19 protein-coding genes (1 of these 19 only partly in view) are annotated in these 18,296 nt (G+C 47.5%); 2 read left to right on the top strand and 17 right to left on the bottom strand.

What is annotated here, in order from left to right:
* The 5 genes from K0036_RS00760 to K0036_RS00740 form a co-directional block, all read right to left on the bottom strand.
* Positions 1-584 carry the 5' end (the start) of a DUF5711 family protein gene (locus K0036_RS00760; RefSeq protein WP_025646137.1) on the bottom strand. The gene continues 679 nt to the left of window position 1, outside the view, so 584 of the gene's 1,263 nt are visible here — the first part of the coding sequence; its start codon is at positions 582-584; its stop codon lies beyond the left edge, outside the window.
* 94 nt (positions 585-678) lie between these two features.
* Positions 679-1,752, bottom strand: a complete 1,074-nt coding sequence (locus tag K0036_RS00755; RefSeq protein ID WP_220430473.1) for a LysM peptidoglycan-binding domain-containing protein — start codon at positions 1,750-1,752, stop codon at positions 679-681.
* Between the two features lie 114 nt (positions 1,753-1,866).
* A complete protein-coding gene (locus K0036_RS00750) occupies positions 1,867-2,364 on the bottom strand; it encodes an HD domain-containing protein (protein ID WP_025646141.1) in 498 nt (165 codons plus the stop codon).
* A gap of 170 nt (positions 2,365-2,534) precedes the next feature.
* Positions 2,535-3,638 carry a hypothetical protein gene (locus K0036_RS00745; protein ID WP_220430472.1) on the bottom strand — a complete coding sequence of 368 codons (1,104 nt, stop codon included), beginning with the start codon at positions 3,636-3,638 and terminating at the stop codon, positions 2,535-2,537.
* Between the two features lie 102 nt (positions 3,639-3,740).
* Entirely contained in the window at positions 3,741-4,415 is a 675-nt protein-coding gene (locus K0036_RS00740) for a LytR/AlgR family response regulator transcription factor (protein ID WP_220430471.1), read from the bottom strand.
* On the opposite strand from K0036_RS00740, the gene K0036_RS00735 reads away from it, so the two are divergent.
* The gene (locus K0036_RS00735) at positions 4,378-4,638 is read left to right on the top strand and encodes a helix-turn-helix domain-containing protein (protein ID WP_025646147.1); all 261 of its coding nucleotides are present in this window, start codon (positions 4,378-4,380) and stop codon (positions 4,636-4,638) included. The genes K0036_RS00740 and K0036_RS00735 overlap by 38 nt on opposite strands.
* A gap of 48 nt (positions 4,639-4,686) precedes the next feature.
* On the opposite strand, the gene K0036_RS00730 is transcribed toward K0036_RS00735, so the two are convergent.
* From K0036_RS00730 to K0036_RS00695, 8 genes are all read right to left on the bottom strand, one after another.
* Positions 4,687-5,628 carry a transketolase family protein gene (locus K0036_RS00730; protein WP_173694710.1) on the bottom strand — a complete coding sequence of 314 codons (942 nt, stop codon included), beginning with the start codon at positions 5,626-5,628 and terminating at the stop codon, positions 4,687-4,689.
* Entirely contained in the window at positions 5,616-6,452 is an 837-nt protein-coding gene (locus K0036_RS00725) for a transketolase (RefSeq protein ID WP_025646152.1), read from the bottom strand. Before K0036_RS00725 ends, K0036_RS00730 begins: the two co-directional genes overlap by 13 nt.
* A gap of 26 nt (positions 6,453-6,478) precedes the next feature.
* Positions 6,479-7,132 (bottom strand): fructose-6-phosphate aldolase, encoded by a 654-nt coding sequence (gene fsa, locus K0036_RS00720; protein WP_004607176.1) that lies wholly within the window; start codon positions 7,130-7,132, stop codon positions 6,479-6,481.
* Positions 7,133-7,398: 266 nt separating this feature from the next.
* Positions 7,399-8,496 (bottom strand): LacI family DNA-binding transcriptional regulator, encoded by a 1,098-nt coding sequence (locus K0036_RS00715; protein WP_025646153.1) that lies wholly within the window; start codon positions 8,494-8,496, stop codon positions 7,399-7,401.
* A 63-nt stretch (positions 8,497-8,559) separates the two neighbouring features.
* A complete protein-coding gene (gene recR, locus K0036_RS00710; RefSeq protein WP_009248937.1) occupies positions 8,560-9,156 on the bottom strand; it encodes a recombination mediator RecR in 597 nt (198 codons plus the stop codon).
* A 15-nt stretch (positions 9,157-9,171) separates the two neighbouring features.
* On the bottom strand, positions 9,172-9,525 hold the full coding sequence (locus K0036_RS00705) for a YbaB/EbfC family nucleoid-associated protein (RefSeq protein ID WP_009248936.1): 354 nt from the start codon (positions 9,523-9,525) through the stop codon (positions 9,172-9,174).
* Between the two features lie 12 nt (positions 9,526-9,537).
* Complete coding sequence (gene dnaX, locus K0036_RS00700; RefSeq protein WP_025646154.1) at positions 9,538-11,109, bottom strand: DNA polymerase III subunit gamma/tau; 1,572 nt, start codon at positions 11,107-11,109, stop codon at positions 9,538-9,540.
* Positions 11,110-11,130: 21 nt separating this feature from the next.
* A complete protein-coding gene (locus K0036_RS00695) occupies positions 11,131-12,207 on the bottom strand; it encodes a 6-phosphofructokinase (RefSeq protein ID WP_025646155.1) in 1,077 nt (358 codons plus the stop codon).
* Positions 12,208-12,381: 174 nt separating this feature from the next.
* Here K0036_RS00695 and map point away from each other — a divergent pair, with 174 nt between their 5' ends.
* Positions 12,382-13,191, top strand: coding sequence for a type I methionyl aminopeptidase (gene map / locus K0036_RS00690; RefSeq protein WP_220430470.1), 810 nt, complete (start codon positions 12,382-12,384; stop codon positions 13,189-13,191).
* Positions 13,192-13,235: 44 nt separating this feature from the next.
* Here map and K0036_RS00685 read toward each other — a convergent pair whose 3' ends face one another.
* The 4 genes from K0036_RS00685 to ftsH all read right to left on the bottom strand — a co-directional run bounded on the left by K0036_RS00685 (position 13,236) and on the right by ftsH (position 18,290).
* Positions 13,236-13,490, bottom strand: coding sequence for a hypothetical protein (locus K0036_RS00685; RefSeq protein WP_259283358.1), 255 nt, complete (start codon positions 13,488-13,490; stop codon positions 13,236-13,238).
* A gap of 164 nt (positions 13,491-13,654) precedes the next feature.
* Positions 13,655-14,269: a recombinase family protein gene (locus K0036_RS00680; RefSeq protein ID WP_025646161.1), complete on the bottom strand. Its 615-nt coding sequence runs from the start codon at positions 14,267-14,269 to the stop codon at positions 13,655-13,657.
* 99 nt (positions 14,270-14,368) lie between these two features.
* Positions 14,369-16,411, bottom strand: a complete 2,043-nt coding sequence (locus tag K0036_RS00675; RefSeq protein ID WP_220430468.1) for a glycoside hydrolase family 13 protein — start codon at positions 16,409-16,411, stop codon at positions 14,369-14,371.
* A 34-nt stretch (positions 16,412-16,445) separates the two neighbouring features.
* Positions 16,446-18,290, bottom strand: coding sequence for an ATP-dependent zinc metalloprotease FtsH (gene ftsH, locus K0036_RS00670; RefSeq protein ID WP_025646165.1), 1,845 nt, complete (start codon positions 18,288-18,290; stop codon positions 16,446-16,448).
* Positions 18,291-18,296 lie beyond the last annotated feature (6 nt).

The raw sequence follows: 18,296 nt of genomic DNA, 5'->3' as shown, positions 1-18,296 counted from the left end.
ACTTTGGCTGATGCGTCATTTTTCAGAATGGCGCCCACAATCCCTTGCTCTGAGACATTGATCTTTTCTATAGGAAGCGTCGTATGGATCTCTCCTTTCAGGCCATCTTCCTGGAATACAATGATGTCATTGCCGCCCTTGTCTGCAATTGCCGCCGATTTCTCGTTAACATCCAAAAAAGGGTTCTGAATCTGATAGGCATGATTCCACTGTTCCTCGCCCTTCTGATCCAGATAGGCAATCCCATCCCGGCTGTACTTAAGCACGCCATCCGCAAACTGCATATAACTATTATTCGCCGAGCCGCCGCTTGCATAGGTGTCCAAAGTCCGGGCCTTGCTGTAAGTCTGAAGATTGACCAGAAGATATATGCCGGCCGCAACCGCCAATACAGCCACCGTGCTGAGTATAATCCTGCGCCAGAACTTGATTTTATGCTTTTTAATCTGTTCCTCCATATCATTCATCGAACCATCTTCACTGTTAAGTTCATCCATAATCTGCTCAATAATCTTATCTGTCGGGTCTGCTGGATTTTCCGGTTCTCTGACAACGCGAAGGTTCTTATTTCTTCGGTGTATCATCTGTTTCCCCTTTGTTCCTTTTCATTCGTGTCATAAATCAAAGATGCTTAAGGCATCCTTACGCACTTTGGGCTCATTATATCATATTTTCCAGCTATGGTAACAATAATTTTTGGCCAATGTATATCAGGTTTCCATCTGACAATCCATTCATTTTACAGAGCGCCTCTACATGAGAGGCATCTCCATACACCTTTACGCTGATGCTGTCCAGCGTATCCCCTTTTCTCACTACATAATAATCTTCATCGCTTAACTGTTCCTGGACGGTAGAAGTTTCCGGAACTGTTCCCCCGGAGGCTTCCTTATCTTTTGCCTCCCCGTCTCCGATAGTCCCGTTTGCCTCCACAGCCCCGTCCTCGCCTTCATTCACCGTCCCGGTCTGGCTCTCCGTCTTGCTGGCCGACTGGGACAATGATTCAAGCGAGCTTTGAACTGCCTCCATCTTAGTAAAATTATTAACGGTTGAGATGCCGATCGCAAGAACTACCACTACCAGAAGCGCGCTTGTAACGTACACAAGCCTGGAACTCTGGCGCTGTTCTTTATCTTCCATGCGTTCTCTTACGACACTACGAAAATCCTTTGCAGCTCGATCCTCAACCACTTCACTGGGTGTAACGCCAATCTTTTTACGTGTGCTGATCATATAGTTCTGCATATTGGGATTCTTTTCATAATATATGTAATGTCCGCCCATCTGCATTAGTTCGCCATATTTGTATGCATAATAGACTTCTTCATTGTCTACCGCATCCTTCCATATAAATATGGTATCTGACTTTGCAAATGATTTCTCGTGTATTTTTGCTATCTGGCGGTTCTGCCCCATAGGATGTCCATTCTCGATCAGGCACCATCCAATCGCATCACTGGATGGAAAATACTGCTTGCGTTCTTCCTCCAGTTCCTTAAACGTATCTTCCCCTATTACTATTTCCGTACCATTTACTTCAATTTCCTTCATTCGTATAGCGCCGGAAGCATATACCACAGCCTGTCCTTCCTGGATCAGGATCTCGCCGGTAAGCATGACTCCTACCGGCTCTTCGGCTGCCCTTTCGCGCAGCTGGTTCAGATAGGTATCCACATAGTCTTCTACATATATCTTAGGCTCGTCGCTTACGTTTCCTATCTGTCTTACATTTTTGGGAAATTGTCTTTCCATATACTCTCACCTCATCTGCATATTTTTGCTTATGATAGCATATGGAATCCGCATATTTTAGCGGTTGGTGGGACTTGTCCATGGAAATTTCCGGCAGGTTCCCGGTAGATCCCATTATTTTCGACGGCTGGTCTCGCAGGCGCCGCAATACTTGTCTGTAAGCGTCGTAATCCAGCCTTCTTTCGTCCTTGGAACCTTAAAAAATGTAACCGGCCACATATGATTCAGAATGATATCCCGCTCAATGTGGTTGAGGTCAAAAAATTTCCTGGCATTCTGATAAGACTTTTCCGGATGGGTCAGCCCATGGAAACGATCCCCCGTCTTCCTGGCATGCGTATGCCAGTCATACAAGAACAAATCATGGATCATCCCTGCCCTGGCTGCCGATCTTGCATCCAGGTGCAGGAACCTGCACCACTGGTAATTGTAATATGCCACATTCATACAATGCTGATAACAGTTTGTGCTGCCATGGTGCGGATATAATTTCATCCTTAATACCACCGGATGCTCTGCTATATCCTTAACCTCGCTATAAAATTCACTCTTCCAATCGCGGCGCAGCCTGCCTAAGCGCTGGCTTGCCGCTTTACGTAATCGTCCAAACATTGCATCCTCTCCCAAAAAGGTAATCGCTGCCTGTACAACGATTACCTTGTTTTCTGGTTTCTTTATCGTAACACTTTCATTTTGGATTGTAAATCCCTTCAAAATGTAATTACGCATAAGAAAAAACCGTACCGCATCAATCCCGATACGGTACGGCTCTTATTCATTTTCTATAGACTTTTCTTCTTTAACAGCACGGTTGCCAGCACGCCAGATGCCAGCATAAGCATAATCGTCAGCGCCACGGCGGAAGTATCTCCTGTCTTAACCTTTCCTGCCGTCGATACTGGCTGAATCTCTGGCTCTGCCGTTTCTTTTGCCGGAGTATTCGGCGTATTTGTATCGACCGCAGCCCCGCCATTTCCAGATGGCGTGTTGCCGCCGGTCTCCTCCTTCGGTGCATTTCCCCGCACTACCGTAAGTGCATCACCCACATAGGAGCCAAATGCCACAGACTTCTGCGCCTGCTCATCCCAGACAAAGGCGCCTGCATACAGGCCTATCTGCGTATATTCTACATCTCCAACCTTGAAGGCGCCCTCCATCGTAAAGGTTTCGCCCGGATCCAGCTTATCAATCTCTGCAAATTGAAGCCTGCCTTCCAAATTATCATAAATGGTCAGTCCCTCTTTTTCCTGAAAAGATAATTGATCGTATTCGCTGGTGCCTCCATCGAAAAAGAAAGAGACATCTATGGAAACTTGTCTCAAGACAGTATTTGATTCGTTCTTTACCGTCATGCTAAACGGATATACCTCATCTGTATATATCTTGCCATCCTTAATATCGGTCGAGAATCCTACCGTAAGTTCTGCGGGCTCTCCCTTTCTGGAGACTGTCATGGAAATTTCCTGCATAGGCTCATGTATATAATCTTTGCTCAATGCGATATAGCCAGTGATAGTCTCGCCATACAGATACAGAGTATCAGGGAGATGGCAGGCTACCTTCTCTTCAATTGTCGCGCCTGCGGCGATCTTGTCAGACTCTGTATAGGTTTTGAAAGACAGATCCATAATATCTCCCACATAGTCTCCCCTGTAGACCAGCTCGTAGCCGTCAAGGGATGCCTCCTGCGCGCCGTCGTTTTTAATTTTTACAGTAAGCTCGAAGGTCTGTCCTACCTCCGGCTCCGCCGGTATGCCTTCCACGCTCAGCGACAGCGCAGGCTTGTCCTCAACGTCCGGCTCTTCGGCACAGACTCCCAGCACGTTCGTCATCGCAAGCAAAAATGCCATACACAGCATTAATTTTATCCTTTTCCTCTTCTTCATCCTTGCATCCTCCTGGAATTTAATTAATACTGCTTCATCTTATCCGACCTTTGGCGCGTTTTCAATATTTCTGCACAACTGTCCAAGTTCCTGCTGTTTTTATCAACGTTTCTGTCTCTTTTCTTTTGCCCAGTTCATAAATTTAGTTTTTACAGTCTCCTGGAAATTTCGACTGATAGGAATCCTCTCTCCATTTCTCATTACAAATTCCGTTCTGCGAAACTGTCGTATCTCGTCTAGATTTACAAGGTAGCTTTTATGGCATCTAACGAAATCCGTATCAGCAAGCTGTTCTTCTAATTCTTCCAGCCGGCTCGTAACCAAAACCTCCGACTCCCTGAGATAGATTCTGGTTTCTCTTCCTTTTCTCTCTATATACAGGATATCTTCTTCTCTAAAGATCTCTTCCTTCCCTTTCTGTGAAATGATCAGCACTTTCTTATCCCGTCTTTTCCCGCAGAATGTCTTCTCTATATCTTCCAAGATTCCCGTCAAATGTTCTATTTGTCTCAACTCTGATCCATCGTCTGCCAGAGGTTTCGTTATTTTTTTATAATTAACAATTTCGCTTGGCCTGCCGCATTCATCATAGCAATAGATTATCATTTCATACATAGTAACTCTTTCATTCCCCTCAAACTTCATCTTTAGAAGTATTTTATCAACATATTGGGATATTATCAATAATAATCTTTCATCTTTAGAAGTTTCGACTATTCTCCGGGGGAGTGTTGACAGCATGAAAATATATTGGAATGGAACAACAAAGAATATCATAGGCCCTTCTGTAAAATCCTTGCGCAAGCGCCGCAACCTTACTCAGAAGGCATTAGCCGTACAGCTGCAGTTAAGGGGTTACGACTTTAATGATCTGACCGTACTGCGGATCGAGCAGGGGACACGATTCGTGCCCGACTACGAAGTCCTGGCGCTGGCTGACTTTTTTGGCGTCAGTCCTGACGACCTGCTCCGCAATCATTTCGCAGACGACATGCGCTAAAAAGAGCACATCCCTTCGCAGGATGTGCTCTTTTCTATCACCTATCAATTATTTCGCAAATGCTTTTACCTTTTCATAGATGCTGTCTGCATCCAGACCATATTTCTTGATCAATTCTACTGCCGGGCCTGATTCTCCGTATGTATCATTGATTCCAATCTTCATTACCTTTGCCGGCGCTTTTTCTGCAACCACGTCGCAGACCGCGCTTCCCAGTCCGCCAATGATGGAGTGCTCCTCTACCGTCACGATCTTTCCGGTCTTGGCAGCCGCCTTAATGACAGCCTCCTCATCCAACGGCTTGATCGTATGCATATTGATTACTTCCGCACTGATTCCATCGGCTGCCAGTTTTTCCGCTGCTGCCAGGGACTCAGATACCGGCAGTCCGGTTGCGATAATCGTCACATCCGTGCCTTCGCGAAGCGTGATCGCTTTTCCAAGTTCAAATTTGTAATCCGCATGATCATTGATTACCGGAACCGCAAGCCTTCCGAAACGCAGGTATACAGGTCCCACATGTTCATAAGCCGCTTCAACCGCTGCCTTCGCCTCTACATCGTCGGATGGATTGATTACGACCATCCCCGGAATCGTACGCATCAAAGCGATATCTTCATTACACTGGTGGGTTGCCCCGTCCTCTCCTACGGAGATTCCTGCATGGGTCGCACCGATCTTTACGTTCAGTTTCGGATAGCCTACAGAATTACGCACCTGCTCGAATGCGCGTCCTGCAGCGAACATAGCGAAAGAACTCGCAAACGGTACCTTGCCGGTAGCCGCAATTCCTGCTGCCACGCCGATCATATTGCACTCCGCAATACCGCAGTCAATATGACGCTCTGGAAAAGCCTTCTTAAAAGTCCCGGTCTTTGTCGCTGCTGCCAGGTCGGCATCCAGTACTACGACATCTTCATGGGCTTTTCCTAATTCAACCAAAGCATTACCGTAGCTTTCTCTTGTTGCAATCTTCTTTACTTCTGACATAATGCTTCACCTACTTTCTCTAAGTCTGCCATAGCAACCGCATACTGCTCGTCGTTCGGAGCCGCGCCGTGCCAGGAAGCCTGGTTTTCCATGAAGGAAACGCCTTTTCCTTTGATTGTCTTTGCAATAATAGCTGTCGGCTGTCCTTTGGTGGCCCTGGCCTCCTTAAAGGCAGCGTCAATCGCATCAAAATCATGGCCATCAATATTGATCACATGGAAGTTAAATGCTTCAAACTTCTGATCGATCGGATATGGGGAGTTAACCTCATCAATGGCTCCGTCAATCTGAAGGTTGTTATTGTCTACTATGACTACCAGATTATCCAGCTTGCGGTGCGCTGCCAGCATGGATGCTTCCCATACCTGTCCCTCCTGGATCTCGCCGTCTCCAAGCAGCGTATATACACGGTAGTCATCTCCGGATAATTTCGCGGAGATAGCCATTCCGACTGCCGCGGAGATTCCCTGTCCCAGCGAGCCGCTTGACATGTCTACTCCTGGAATATGCTTCATATCCGGGTGTCCCTGAAGATAAGATCCTACCTTACGCAATGTGGTAAGGTCTTCTACCGGGAAGAATCCTCTGTTTGCCAAAGTCGAATAATATCCCGGGGCAGTGTGGCCTTTTGATAATACAAAACGGTCGCGGTCTGCCTTTTTAGGGTCTTTCGGATCGATGTTCATTTCTTCAAAAAACAGATATGTATAGATATCCGCCGCAGATAAAGATCCGCCCGGATGTCCGGACTTAGCGCTGTGAACCGCCGTAACGATACCCTTGCGGATCTCATTGGCAGTCTTCATTAACTCTAATTTGTTCATGATGCTCCTCCTGTCTGTATGATGGATTATTCGCCAAATACCGCTTTATAATCAGCCTGGAATTTTGCAATTCCCGCATCTGTCAGCGGATGCTTTGTCATCTGCTCGATCACCGCATATGGAACCGTCGCGATATCGGCTCCTGCCAGCGCGCAGTCTGTTACATGGATCGGATTACGTACGCTGGCTGCTATGATCTGAGTCTCAATTCCTGCCACATCAAAGATCTGCGCGATCTCCGCGATCAGATCTGTTCCTCTTACGGAAATATCATCCAGACGTCCAAGGAATGGAGATACATAAGTTGCGCCAGCCCTTGCTGCCAGCAGAGCCTGGTTGGCCGTAAATACTAATGTAACATTCGTCTTGATTCCCTCGGATGTCAACTGCTTGCATGCCTTCAGCCCTTCAACAGTCATCGGAAGCTTTACTACCATATTCTTATGAATCTTAGCAATCTCTCTTCCTTCAGCAATCATGCCTTCGGCGTCAACGGTAGTCGCTTTAACTTCTCCGCTGATCGGTCCGTCTACGATAGACGCGATCTCCGCGATAACTTCCTCGAATACTCTTCCTTCTTTTGCGATGAGAGATGGGTTGGTGGTTACGCCACAGATCACTCCCATATCATTTGCCTTCTTAATATCCTCTACCTTGGCTGTGTCAATGAAAAACCTCATTTTTCTTCCTCCTTTAAATTCCGTGAATCCCTTCACTTTCCGCTATTTGCCACATGCTAGAATTATAACTTATAGGATGAAGTTTGGTCAATAGCGCATAAAATTTATTAATAATTTTTTCTATTAATATTTCTCTTTTATTAATTACATGTAAGTAATTTTTCTTTTGATTTTCTTTAAAATATTTTTTATTCCAATGATTTTACGATTCCTTTTACTATCTTTCTATTCTATTATTAATAATAATTCCCCGGAATAAATTAATTTTATTTTTTCTTTTTCCCTTTGGCATACGCGGTCGTCCCCCGCACGATCAGCTTTGGCTCATACTCTACATGGTAAGTACTGATGGGAGGGGTCTCTGAATACTGGGTGTGGTGGGAGGCTATCTTCTTCATAATAATATCACAGGCGTCCCGCCCTTTAAATATGACAAAATGCTCAATGGTCGTCAATTCCACCTTGTGCATACGGGCAAACAGCGTATTATCGCATCCCATGACAGACATATCGGCAGGAACCTTTATCTTTGCCTCATGGAGCGCATCCATAATCCCAAAGGCGATCATATCGTTGAGTCCCGCGATCGCCGTAATATCCCTGGTCTCCTGCAGAAGCTCGCATGTCAGATCATAGCCAATCTTATATTCCGAATCAATGTGGGCCACATCCTGGTCGAACTCTTCCCTCGCGGCCTTGATAATCACCTGATCCCTGAGTCCGGCCTGCTCGTATTCCTTCAGGAATCCTTCCACGCGCTTGGAACGCTGCTTCTGCCTGGCTGTAAGAGGTGGCGCGATATAGGCTACCTTCCGATGGCCAAGTTCCAGAAGGTGGCGTGCCATGATTCTTCCCAGTTTGGAGTTGTCCAGTTCCACTGCATCCACATTCATCTTCTCATTCTGGTTGTTAATGACTGCTACCGGAATCTTTTCAGACAGTTCTTTCAACAGGTCCATAAAGCAGTGGCTTGGGTTGCAGGTGTAAATAATTCCCAGAGGGCGCAGTTCCCACATCATTTTAAGATACCGCTCCTCCATTCTCAAGTCTCTCTGGGTATTGCAGACAAAGAGGCCGAATCCCTGCTCTTTTGCCCTGGACTCAATTCCCTGAAGCAGCATGACATAATAAGGGTTCGTAAGGTTGGAACAAAAGACCACCAAAAGTTTCTCCTGCCTGGCACCTTTTTTCGTCTTGCGCTTTGGGGGGACATATCCTAATTCCTTCGCGGCATTCTCGACTTTTTCCACAGTTTCTTTTGAAAAAGATACATTATACTTTTTATTCAGAACCATGGAGACCGTAGATTGCGATACTCCGGCGGCCCTTGCGATATCTGTAGATGTAACTTTTTTCTTTCCCATTCTCTCTTATCACCTCAACGGGGACAGGCCAATCCACTATCTATCGCCTGTCCCCCTTTGCATTTACAGCTGTGTTCTGCCTTCCAGCGCCCTCAAAAGGGTCACTTCGTCAATATACTCCAAGTCTCCTCCAACCGGAACGCCGCTGGCAATCCTGCTGACCTTGATTCCTGTAGGCTTGATCAGCTTACTGATATACATAGCCGTAGTCTCCCCTTCCAAACTGGAATTCGTGGCGATGATCACCTCATCCACGTCCCCCTGCAAGCGCTCGATCAGTTCTTTTAACTTGATATCCTCCGGCCCGATGCCAAGCATGGGCGAGATCGCCCCATGCAGAACATGGTACACGCCGTTGTATTTTCCTGTCTTTTCATATGCTGCCAGATCTCTGGTGTTCTCTACCACCATGATCGTCTTGTGATCCCTGCCGCTGTTACTGCAGATCGGGCAAAGTTCTTGATCCGTCAGCGTATAGCACTGCGCGCAGTATCTGACATTCTCCCGCGCCTCGACCATCGTGGACGCCAGCCTTTTTACGTCATCCAGGGGCATGTGTATCAAGTGAAAAGCCAGCCTTGCCGCTGACTTTGAACCTATGCCCGGGAGGCATGACAATTCTTCAATTAACTTGCTCATCTGGCTACTGTAATAATCCATTTCCTACGCTCCCTGCTAGAACAATCCAGGCATCTGTCCGCCCATGCCGCCTGTGAACTTGGACATGGCTGACGCGGACACTTCATCCACCTTATCCATTGCCTCATTCACCGCCGCAACGATCAGATCCTCCAGCATCTCCACGTCATCCGGATCTACGGCTTCCTCATCCAGCTTGACCTTCAATACCTTCTTCGTTCCAGATACCGTTACTTCTACTGCTCCGCCTCCGGCAGTGGCAGTAAACTCCTTTGTCTCCATTTCTTTTGCCTGTTCTTCCATCTGACGCTGCATCTTCTGTGCCTGCTTCATCAGATTTGCCATATTCCCAGGCATTCCTCCTCCTGGAAATCCTCCACGTTTTGCCATCTTCATATCCTCCTAATCTTCTATTGTTATTTCCATATGGATCAAATTCTCAAGATCCACGAAACTGTCCTCAAACCTTCGGCCTTCTTCCAGCTGCCGGACTTCTATATCGACCTGTTTTCCTATCTTTTCTTCAATGAGCCTCTCTATCTCTTCTTTATGCTCCGCAGTCCCCACCGCAGCAGCGCTTACTTCGTCCGGAAGTACGATGAGCAGGCGGCTGCCCTCTCCCGGGCTTAGCCTGGCTTTCTTTAAATACGTCCGAAGAAGCGGCGACGCGTCATTGGCGATAGAGCGGAAGTCCTGGGCCACTGCCTTTACATCTTCGTTTAGCGCCTTGGGCAGTTCGGGCCTTGGCTTCTCTTTCTGTTCTGCAGGGCCATCCGAGTTGACATAGACTACTTTTTCCTTTACAGCGCTGTCTGAAAGTCCTTCTTCCAGCTGCTTTTCGATCAGCCTGATCCGGTCGAGAAGCGCATCCTGATTCTGGTCCATGGCCGGCCGGCATAGCTTTATCAGCGTTACCTCCAGCAGTACCCTTTTCTGGGTGGCGTATTTTAACTGATTGGTAAGGTCCGAGAAAATTCTAATATACCGGATTAGCGTGTCATTGTCAATCATCTGGGCCTCTTCTTTTAACTGGGCCAGATTTTCCGTGGACACGTCCAGCACATCTTCCATATTGTCAGAACTTTTTACAAGGAGCAGGTTGCGCAGATACCACGTAAAATCCGATGCCAGCTGGGACAGTTCTCTTCCTTGCATCACCAGTTCTTCTACCGTCTCTATTACCTTATGCACATCCATGGAAAGCAGTTCCCGAAGCAGCCTGCTGAACGTCTCCGTATCCACCGCTCCCAGTACCTCAAGCACATGGTCATAGGTCAGTTTCTCGCCAATGTAGAAGGCAACGCATTGATCCAGCAGGCTTAAGGAATCTCTCATGGAGCCATCCGCCATCTTCGCAATATAGCGCACAGCCTTTTCCTCCACCTCCCACTCTTCCTTGTCAATCAATTCCCGGAGCCTGGCGGATATGGTCTCAATCGATATTCTCTTGAAATCATACCGCTGGCACCGGCTTAATATCGTAATCGGTATCTTGTGGGCTTCCGTTGTGGCCAGAATAAATATCACATATTCCGGGGGCTCTTCCAATGTTTTCAGCAGCGCATTGAACGCTCCTATAGACAGCATATGGACCTCATCTATAATATAGACTTTATACCTTCCTTCTGTAGGCCGGTACGCAACCTCCTCGCGGATCTCGCGGATATTGTCCACGCCGTTGTTGGACGCGGCATCAATTTCTATCACATTCATGGACGTGCCCGCGGCAATCGATCTGCACATGGCACATTCCCCGCATGGGCTTCCATCTACCGGATGCTCGCAGTTTACCGCTTTCGCAAATATCTTTGCCACAGTCGTCTTTCCAGTCCCTCTTGTCCCGCAGAACAGATACGCATGTCCAATCCGTTCTGCTTTTATCTGGTTTTTTAATGTCTTCACTATGGCGTCCTGACCTTTTACGTCTTCAAATTCGTCAGGACGGAACTTCCGGTACAATGCCGTATATGACATTTCTTACACTCCCTGTCTGCTTTATTTGTCTCCAAAACTGATTCCTGTCATCTTGGCTTCCCTGACAATATCAGATTCCGGATCCACGTATTTTAATTTGCCTGCCACCTCGCTGAGCGGAACGCGGGCAATATCCCTGTTCTTTACAGCCACCATGCAGCCAAAGTCTCCATCCAGTATGGCTTCCGCAGCTGCCGCTCCAAGCCTCGTGGCCAGCACCCTGTCATACGCGCAGGGCGAGCCGCCGCGCTGCGTATGGCCAGGAACCGTAATGCGCACCTCCTGGTCTGTCTTCTTCTGGATCTTTTCAGATATCTCATAGGCAACCGAAGGATATTTCTGCTTCGCCTTCTTTTCCTTCAGCTCCTTCTTGGAAAGTTTCGCGTCTTCCTTGGATATCGCGCCCTCGGCCACCGCGATTATCGTAAACTTCTTTCCCGCAGCCTTGCGCTTATTTATCGCTTCCACCACCACATCGATGTCGTATGGAATCTCCGGCAGCAATATAATGTCCGCGCCTCCTGCAATTCCCGCATGGAGCGTTACCCAGCCAACCTTGTGCCCCATAACCTCGATGATGAATACCCGGCTGTGGGATGTGGCTGTCGTATGGATCCTGTCAATGGTATCTGTCGCGATATCCACCGCGCTCTGGAACCCAAAGGTCATATCCGTCCCCCATAAGTCATTGTCAATCGTCTTCGGAAGCGTGATAACATTCAGGCCTTCCTCCCTAAGCATATTGGCAGTCTTATGCGTTCCATTGCCTCCCAGGACGACGAGGCAGTCCAGATTCAGCTTGTGGTACGTATGCTTCATCGCTTCTACCTTATCAAGTCCATTCTCATCCGGAACGCGCATCAGCTTGAATGGCTGCCTGGATGTCCCAAGAATCGTCCCGCCAACCGTCAATATCCCGGAGAAGTCCCTGGAAGTCAGCATCTTGAAATTTGAATAGATCAGTCCTTTATACCCCTCCTGAAATCCGTAGATCTCCACATCATCTCTTTTAGAGCAGATTCCTTTTACTACGCCCCGCATTGCCGCATTCAGCGCCTGGCAGTCTCCTCCGCTTGTAAGCATTCCTATTCTTAACATACGTCCACTCCTTTCACAGCCAAACATTTTTCTATATTTCAAACTTATATTCATGCCCGCAACTAGCACATAATATAATAAAATTATAACTTATTTTCAATTAACAAACAACCCCATTGACAGGGATGATATAATGAAACATATGGATATTTTTAGAAGAAGGTAGGTAATATTGTGGATAAACTAGACGTAAAACTATGGACCTTGGCCGCAAAGGGACAGATTGTTCCGGATCGCTCTTTGCTTAAGACGCCGGAGCAGATCAAGGCAATTCAGGAAAGCGCGGACTTGAATACTGCCGTCCTGGACCATGTTGCAGCCCATATCCGTGAAGGCATGAGTACGGAAGAGATTGATCGGCTGGTATACGACTATACCACTCAGCACGGCGGTATCCCGGCGCCCCTTAATTATCAGGGATTTCCCAAAAGCGTATGTACATCCGTCAACAATGTCGTATGCCATGGAATCCCCGATGAAAACGAGATCCTGAAGGAGGGCGACATCATTAATGTGGATGTATCCACCATTCTGAATGGCTATTATTCAGATGCTTCCCGGATGTTTACCATCGGACAGATATCCCCTGAGGCCGAGAAGATCGTCAGAGTCACCAAAGAATGCGTGGAGCTTGGCTTAAAGGCGGCAAAGCCATGGGGACATTTGGGAGATATCGCTTATGCCATCAGTACCCATGCCAGGAAGAATGGCTTTTCTGTCGTGGAAGATATCGGCGGCCATGGAATCGGCCTGGAATTCCATGAAGATCCTTATGTCAGCTATGTAACCCCCAAGGGCAGCGAGATGGTGCTCGTGCCGGGCATGATGTTTACCATCGAGCCCATGATCAACGAGGGAAGCCCTGAATTCTATATTGACGAGGAAAATGGCTGGACCGTCTACACCATCGACGATGGGCTGTCAGCGCAGATAGAGTATATGGTATTGATTACCGAGACGGGTGTCGAGGTTATGACAAAATAAAAAGAAGAACTGAAGCGTGTATTTTATATGCCTTCAGTTCTTCTTTATTCTTTTCTGCATTTTTCAAGAATCAATCGCCTTGCCTGAGCCTTCGTAGCAATTTCTTCTTTGGGAATGCCTGTCAGGTAATTAGCGGCATCCGCCCACTCTTCCTCTCCATAGCGTTCTATATCCATCTTCTGGAGACAGCCTTCCAGCCTGCAGCGGTATTCCTCAAGCTGCAAATCCGACAGGTATGTGCAGCCTGCCTGTTCTGCCAATAATTCAATTGATTCTAAGTTCTTTCTTTTTGGCGTCATATTTATCCTCATTCCATTATCCAACAAAAAAATGGACTAAAAATCAGACTTTTTAATCCACTAATGTTATATTTTTAATAGCAGTTTGTATATATATAAGTAACAAGAGAGGCATTAGGCCGCCGAAAACAATGGATGTAAAAGTCTACATAATCTGCCAAATTTTAACACTCCTTTTCATCCTGGCATTGGGAAATCCACTTTGCAAACATGCTATGGCTTGTTCCCAGCCTCCTTGCCGCCTCCCTCATGCTGATCTGGTTATTCTCCCAAAGCCTCGCCACATCCGGGAATTCTTCCGGTATCTCTTTCCTCGGCCTTCCAAAAGCTACCCCTTTTAATTTTGCAACCGCAATTCCCTCTGCCTGCCTCTGCCGGATATTCTCCCTTTCAATCTGGGCCACATAGGACATGATCTGGAGTACCAGATCCGATATGAATTTGCCAGTCAGCCCGTTCACATGATTCCTGGTGTCCAGCAGCGGAAAATCAATCACTACGATGTCCACGTCCTTCGCTTTTGTAAGAGTCCTCCACTGCTCGATAATCTCATCATAATTTCTTCCCAGTCTGTCAATCGATTTCACGAACAAGGTATCCCCGGGCTTTAATAGATTCAAGAGCCGGCGGTAGCTGGGCCTGTCAAAGTCCTTGCCTGACTGCCGGTCTATGTAGATGTCCTCCTTGCGGATGGGAATCTTCTCCATTGCAACGATCTGCCGGTCTATATTCTGATCCCGGCTGGATACCCGCACATAACCATATGTTTTTTTACCCATTTCCTCCTCCTTGCCTTTTCATCTATGATAACCGATAAAAGCAAAAGAAGATTATGGTAATATTTTCCATAATCTTCTTTCAGGTTATTTTAATGAGCCTCAAGCTTCTTTCATTCCCAGTATCAGCGCAGAATGCGCCCCCATATTTACAACGACTTCTCCGTCGTCAACCAGATATTCTTCGTCTTCTATCGTGTAGCCGTCTGAATAAGAATAGATCAGCCTTTTCATCCGGCATTTCATCGGCACTTCCACCTGCCATACCGGAACCGTGACCTCTGTAAGCTCGCTCCGGTTATTAATAATTGCTACAATACGGTCCTCACCCAGGAAACGGCCATATGCCAGCACATTTTCATCCCAGCTCAGTATATTAAGGGAGCCTGTACGAAGCGCCGGATGTTCCTTGTGTATCCGTATCATCTCCTTATGGAAATTCAGCAGTTCCTGATTCTCATTTCCCCAGGGATATGTCCGCCTGTTATCCGGATCTGTGAATCCGCACACGCCCGCCTCATCTCCATAGTAGATGGTAGGCGCCCCTACCCACGTCATCTGTATCGCAACGGCTTCCCGCATGATCGCCTCATTTACATATTCTTCCGCGGCCTTCGGCCCCAGATGCTCTACCCTTCCAACCATGTGGTTGGTACGGGTCAAAAACCGCGAATGGTCGTGGTTCGATAATTCGTTCATCGCCACCTGCAAGGATGGCGTCAGCATATTGGACATATGATGGGAGATGGAGCCCACAAAGTTATCTGCATTGCCCCGCAGTTCTTCTCTCGCCTCATCACTGTGCTTTTCCATCCCCGTAAGGAACCATGTTACAGGCTCCATAAAGGCGTCATAGTTCATGACCGTATCCCACTCATCGCCTTGAAGCCAGTCGCTGGGATCTCCGTAATGCTCGGCAAGAATAATCGCCTCTGGATTGGCATCCTTGACCGCCTCGCGGAATTTCTTCCAGAACTGATGGTTGTACTCATTGCTTCGCCCCAGATCCGCGGCTACATCCAGCCGCCATCCATCCACATTATACGGCGGGGATACCCATTTCCTTCCAATATATAATATATAATTCTCCAGTTTCATGGAATCTTCATAGTTCAATTTGGGAAGCGTATCATGCCCCCACCAGCCGTCATAGTTAGTATTATACGGCCAATTTCCCGGCTCCTCCTTAAAGAATCTGAAATAGCTTCTGTAAGGACTGTCCGGGGAAATGAATGCTCCTGGCTCATAATCTTCCTGATTTTCATAAATGCGTTCTCTGTCCATCCATTTATTAAACGACCCGCAATGGTTGAACACGCCGTCAAGGATGATTCTCATGCCGCGCCTGTGAAGTTCTTCTACCAGCTTGATGAACAGCTGGTTGCTGGCTTCCAGATTCTTAATATCCGTCGTTCTTTTCTGATACTTCGTAGCAAGCCGGTTCTCCGTCATGCCTTCTGCCAGGACTTCTCCCCCATCTTCCACGATCACCCCATAATGCGGGTCTATATAATCATAATCCTGAATATCGTATTTGTGGTTGGAAGGCGAGACAAACAACGGATTGAAGTACAAGACTTCCACGCCCAGATCCTGCAGGTAATCCAGCTTATTGATCACTCCCTGCAGATCCCCGCCATAGAACTCCCGCACCCCCATCTTATCCGGATATTTATTCCAGTCTGTTACCTTCCTGCTGTAATCTCCTATATAAAAATACTCCCTGGACTCTACATCATTGGTCTTGTCGCCATTATAGAACCGGTCTGTAAAAATCTGATACATTACCGCCCCTTTTGCCCAATCCGGCGTAGAAAATCCTGGTACAATGACAAATTCATAAAATGCAACAATTTCTTTTGATGTGCCGCACTTGTTGTAATAACAAAGCTCGTCACCATCCTGGATTTCAAAGCAATACCGGAAAGGCTCCTCATTCAAACGCCAGTTGATCGTGTAGTAGTCGAATTCTCCTCTGGTGCTTTCCTTCTTCATATCATATCCGCCAACGCCCGTCATGAGGCGCACCCGATCTACATCATCTTTTGCTGTGCGAAAGCGCAGCGTTATTGTCTCATTCTCCGCCGGCTGCGGCGGATTGACATAACTGGCAGTCCCATCACAAAACAAAGCTTGTTCCTTCATGCAACCAAACCCTCTCTAATTCATTATTTTTTCATTATGCCTCAGACACTTCCCCAGTAAATAATGATTCAAACTCTTCTCTTGAGATCTTCTCTTTTTCTAATAAAAGTTCTGCACATGAGTGAAGCACATCATCGTATTTCGTGATAATATGTCTTGCTCTGCTGTAGCATTCATCTATGATTCTTTTTACTTCCTGGTCAATGACAGTCGCCACGCCTTCCCCGTATCCTCTGGATGTATGCGCCAGGTCACGTCCAATGAACACCTCGTCGCTGTCGTCATCATAACTGATCAGGCCAACGGCCTCTGACATTCCAAACTTAGTCACCATGGATTTTGCCAGGCCTGTTGCCTGCTTAATATCCTGGGAAGCCCCGGTGGTAATATCGTCAAATACTTCTTCTTCCGCCACGCGCCCTCCAAGGGCTACCGTAATATCCTGCAGCATCTTGCCCTTTGTATTGAACATCTCATCATTTTCCGGAAGCGGCATCGTATAGCCCCCTGCCCCGCCGGTAGGAATAATGGAAACGCTGTATACAGGCCCTACGTCCGGCAGCACGTGGAACAGAATCGCATGTCCCGCCTCGTGGAATGCCGTGATACGCTTTTCTTTATCGGATATGATCCTGCTCTTTTTCTCGGCACCGATCCCTACCTTGACGAAGGATCTCTTAATATCCTCCTGCTTCAGGTATATCCTGTTTTCCTTAGCTGCCAGGATTGCCGCCTCATTCAGGAGATTTTCAAGATCCGCTCCCGTGAATCCGGCAGTCGTCTGCGCGATCTGCTTAAGATCTATATCCTCGCTAAGCGGCTTTCCTTTCGCATGAACCTTCAGAATCTCTTCCCGTCCCTGTACATCCGGCCGGCCAACCATAACCTTCCTGTCAAAGCGGCCTGGGCGCAGGATTGCAGGATCCAGGATATCTACACGGTTGGTAGCGGCCATTACGATGATTCCTTCATTTACGCCGAATCCGTCCATCTCTACCAGCAGCTGGTTCAGCGTCTGCTCTCTCTCATCATGTCCGCCGCCCATTCCCGTCCCGCGGCGTCTCGCTACGGCATCAATCTCATCAATGAAAATAATGCAAGGCGCATTCTTCTTCGCTTCTTCGAACAGGTCCCTGACGCGGGACGCGCCGACTCCGACAAACATCTCTACAAAGTCAGAGCCTGAGATCGTAAAGAACGGAACACCGGCCTCTCCGGCAACCGCTTTTGCAAGCAAGGTCTTTCCGGTACCGGGAGGGCCGACCAGAAGGACTCCCTTCGGGATCCTTGCGCCTACCTGGATGTATTTTTTCGGGGCCTTTAAAAAGTCCACGATCTCTTCCAGTTCTTCCTTCTCTTCTTTCAGGCCGGCCACCTGTCCGAATGTGATCTTTCTTTCCACATCCGTGCTAAGCCTTGCACGGCTCTTGCCAAAGTTCATGGCCTTGGCGTTGGCTCCCCCGCCCTGACGGTTCATCAGCAGGAATATCAGCAGAACTCCTCCCAGAACCAGAAGCATCGGCACGATCGTCGTCGCAAACCAGCTGTCCTGCGGCACATCCGGCATCTCGTAGTCAATCTTCTTTTCCTTCAGGTAATTCTGAATCTCATTGACATCGGATACATACAGATACTTTACGGAATCTTCATCATTCTTTGTATCCACCTGGATCTCTACCCGGCCCGTCGGAACATTTTTATTCTGGCTGACGGTAACAGTCTCCACATTATCGCTGACGATAAGCTTCTCAAATTCCTTCCATGTCAATTCTTTATCTTTTTGGTCAAACTGATTCGTGAACCACAATGCTGCAAACAGAAACACTACGAATATCAGCACCGTGGCTCCGCTCAGCCCTCTGGTCTTCTTGTCATTCAATGTTTT

Source organism: [Clostridium] scindens, from assembly GCF_019597925.1.
In the GTDB taxonomy this organism is placed as follows: Bacteria; Bacillota; Clostridia; order Lachnospirales; family Lachnospiraceae; genus Clostridium_AP.
Note: the sequence above shows the minus strand (reverse complement) of the source record. Positions and strands in the feature narration are given on the sequence as shown.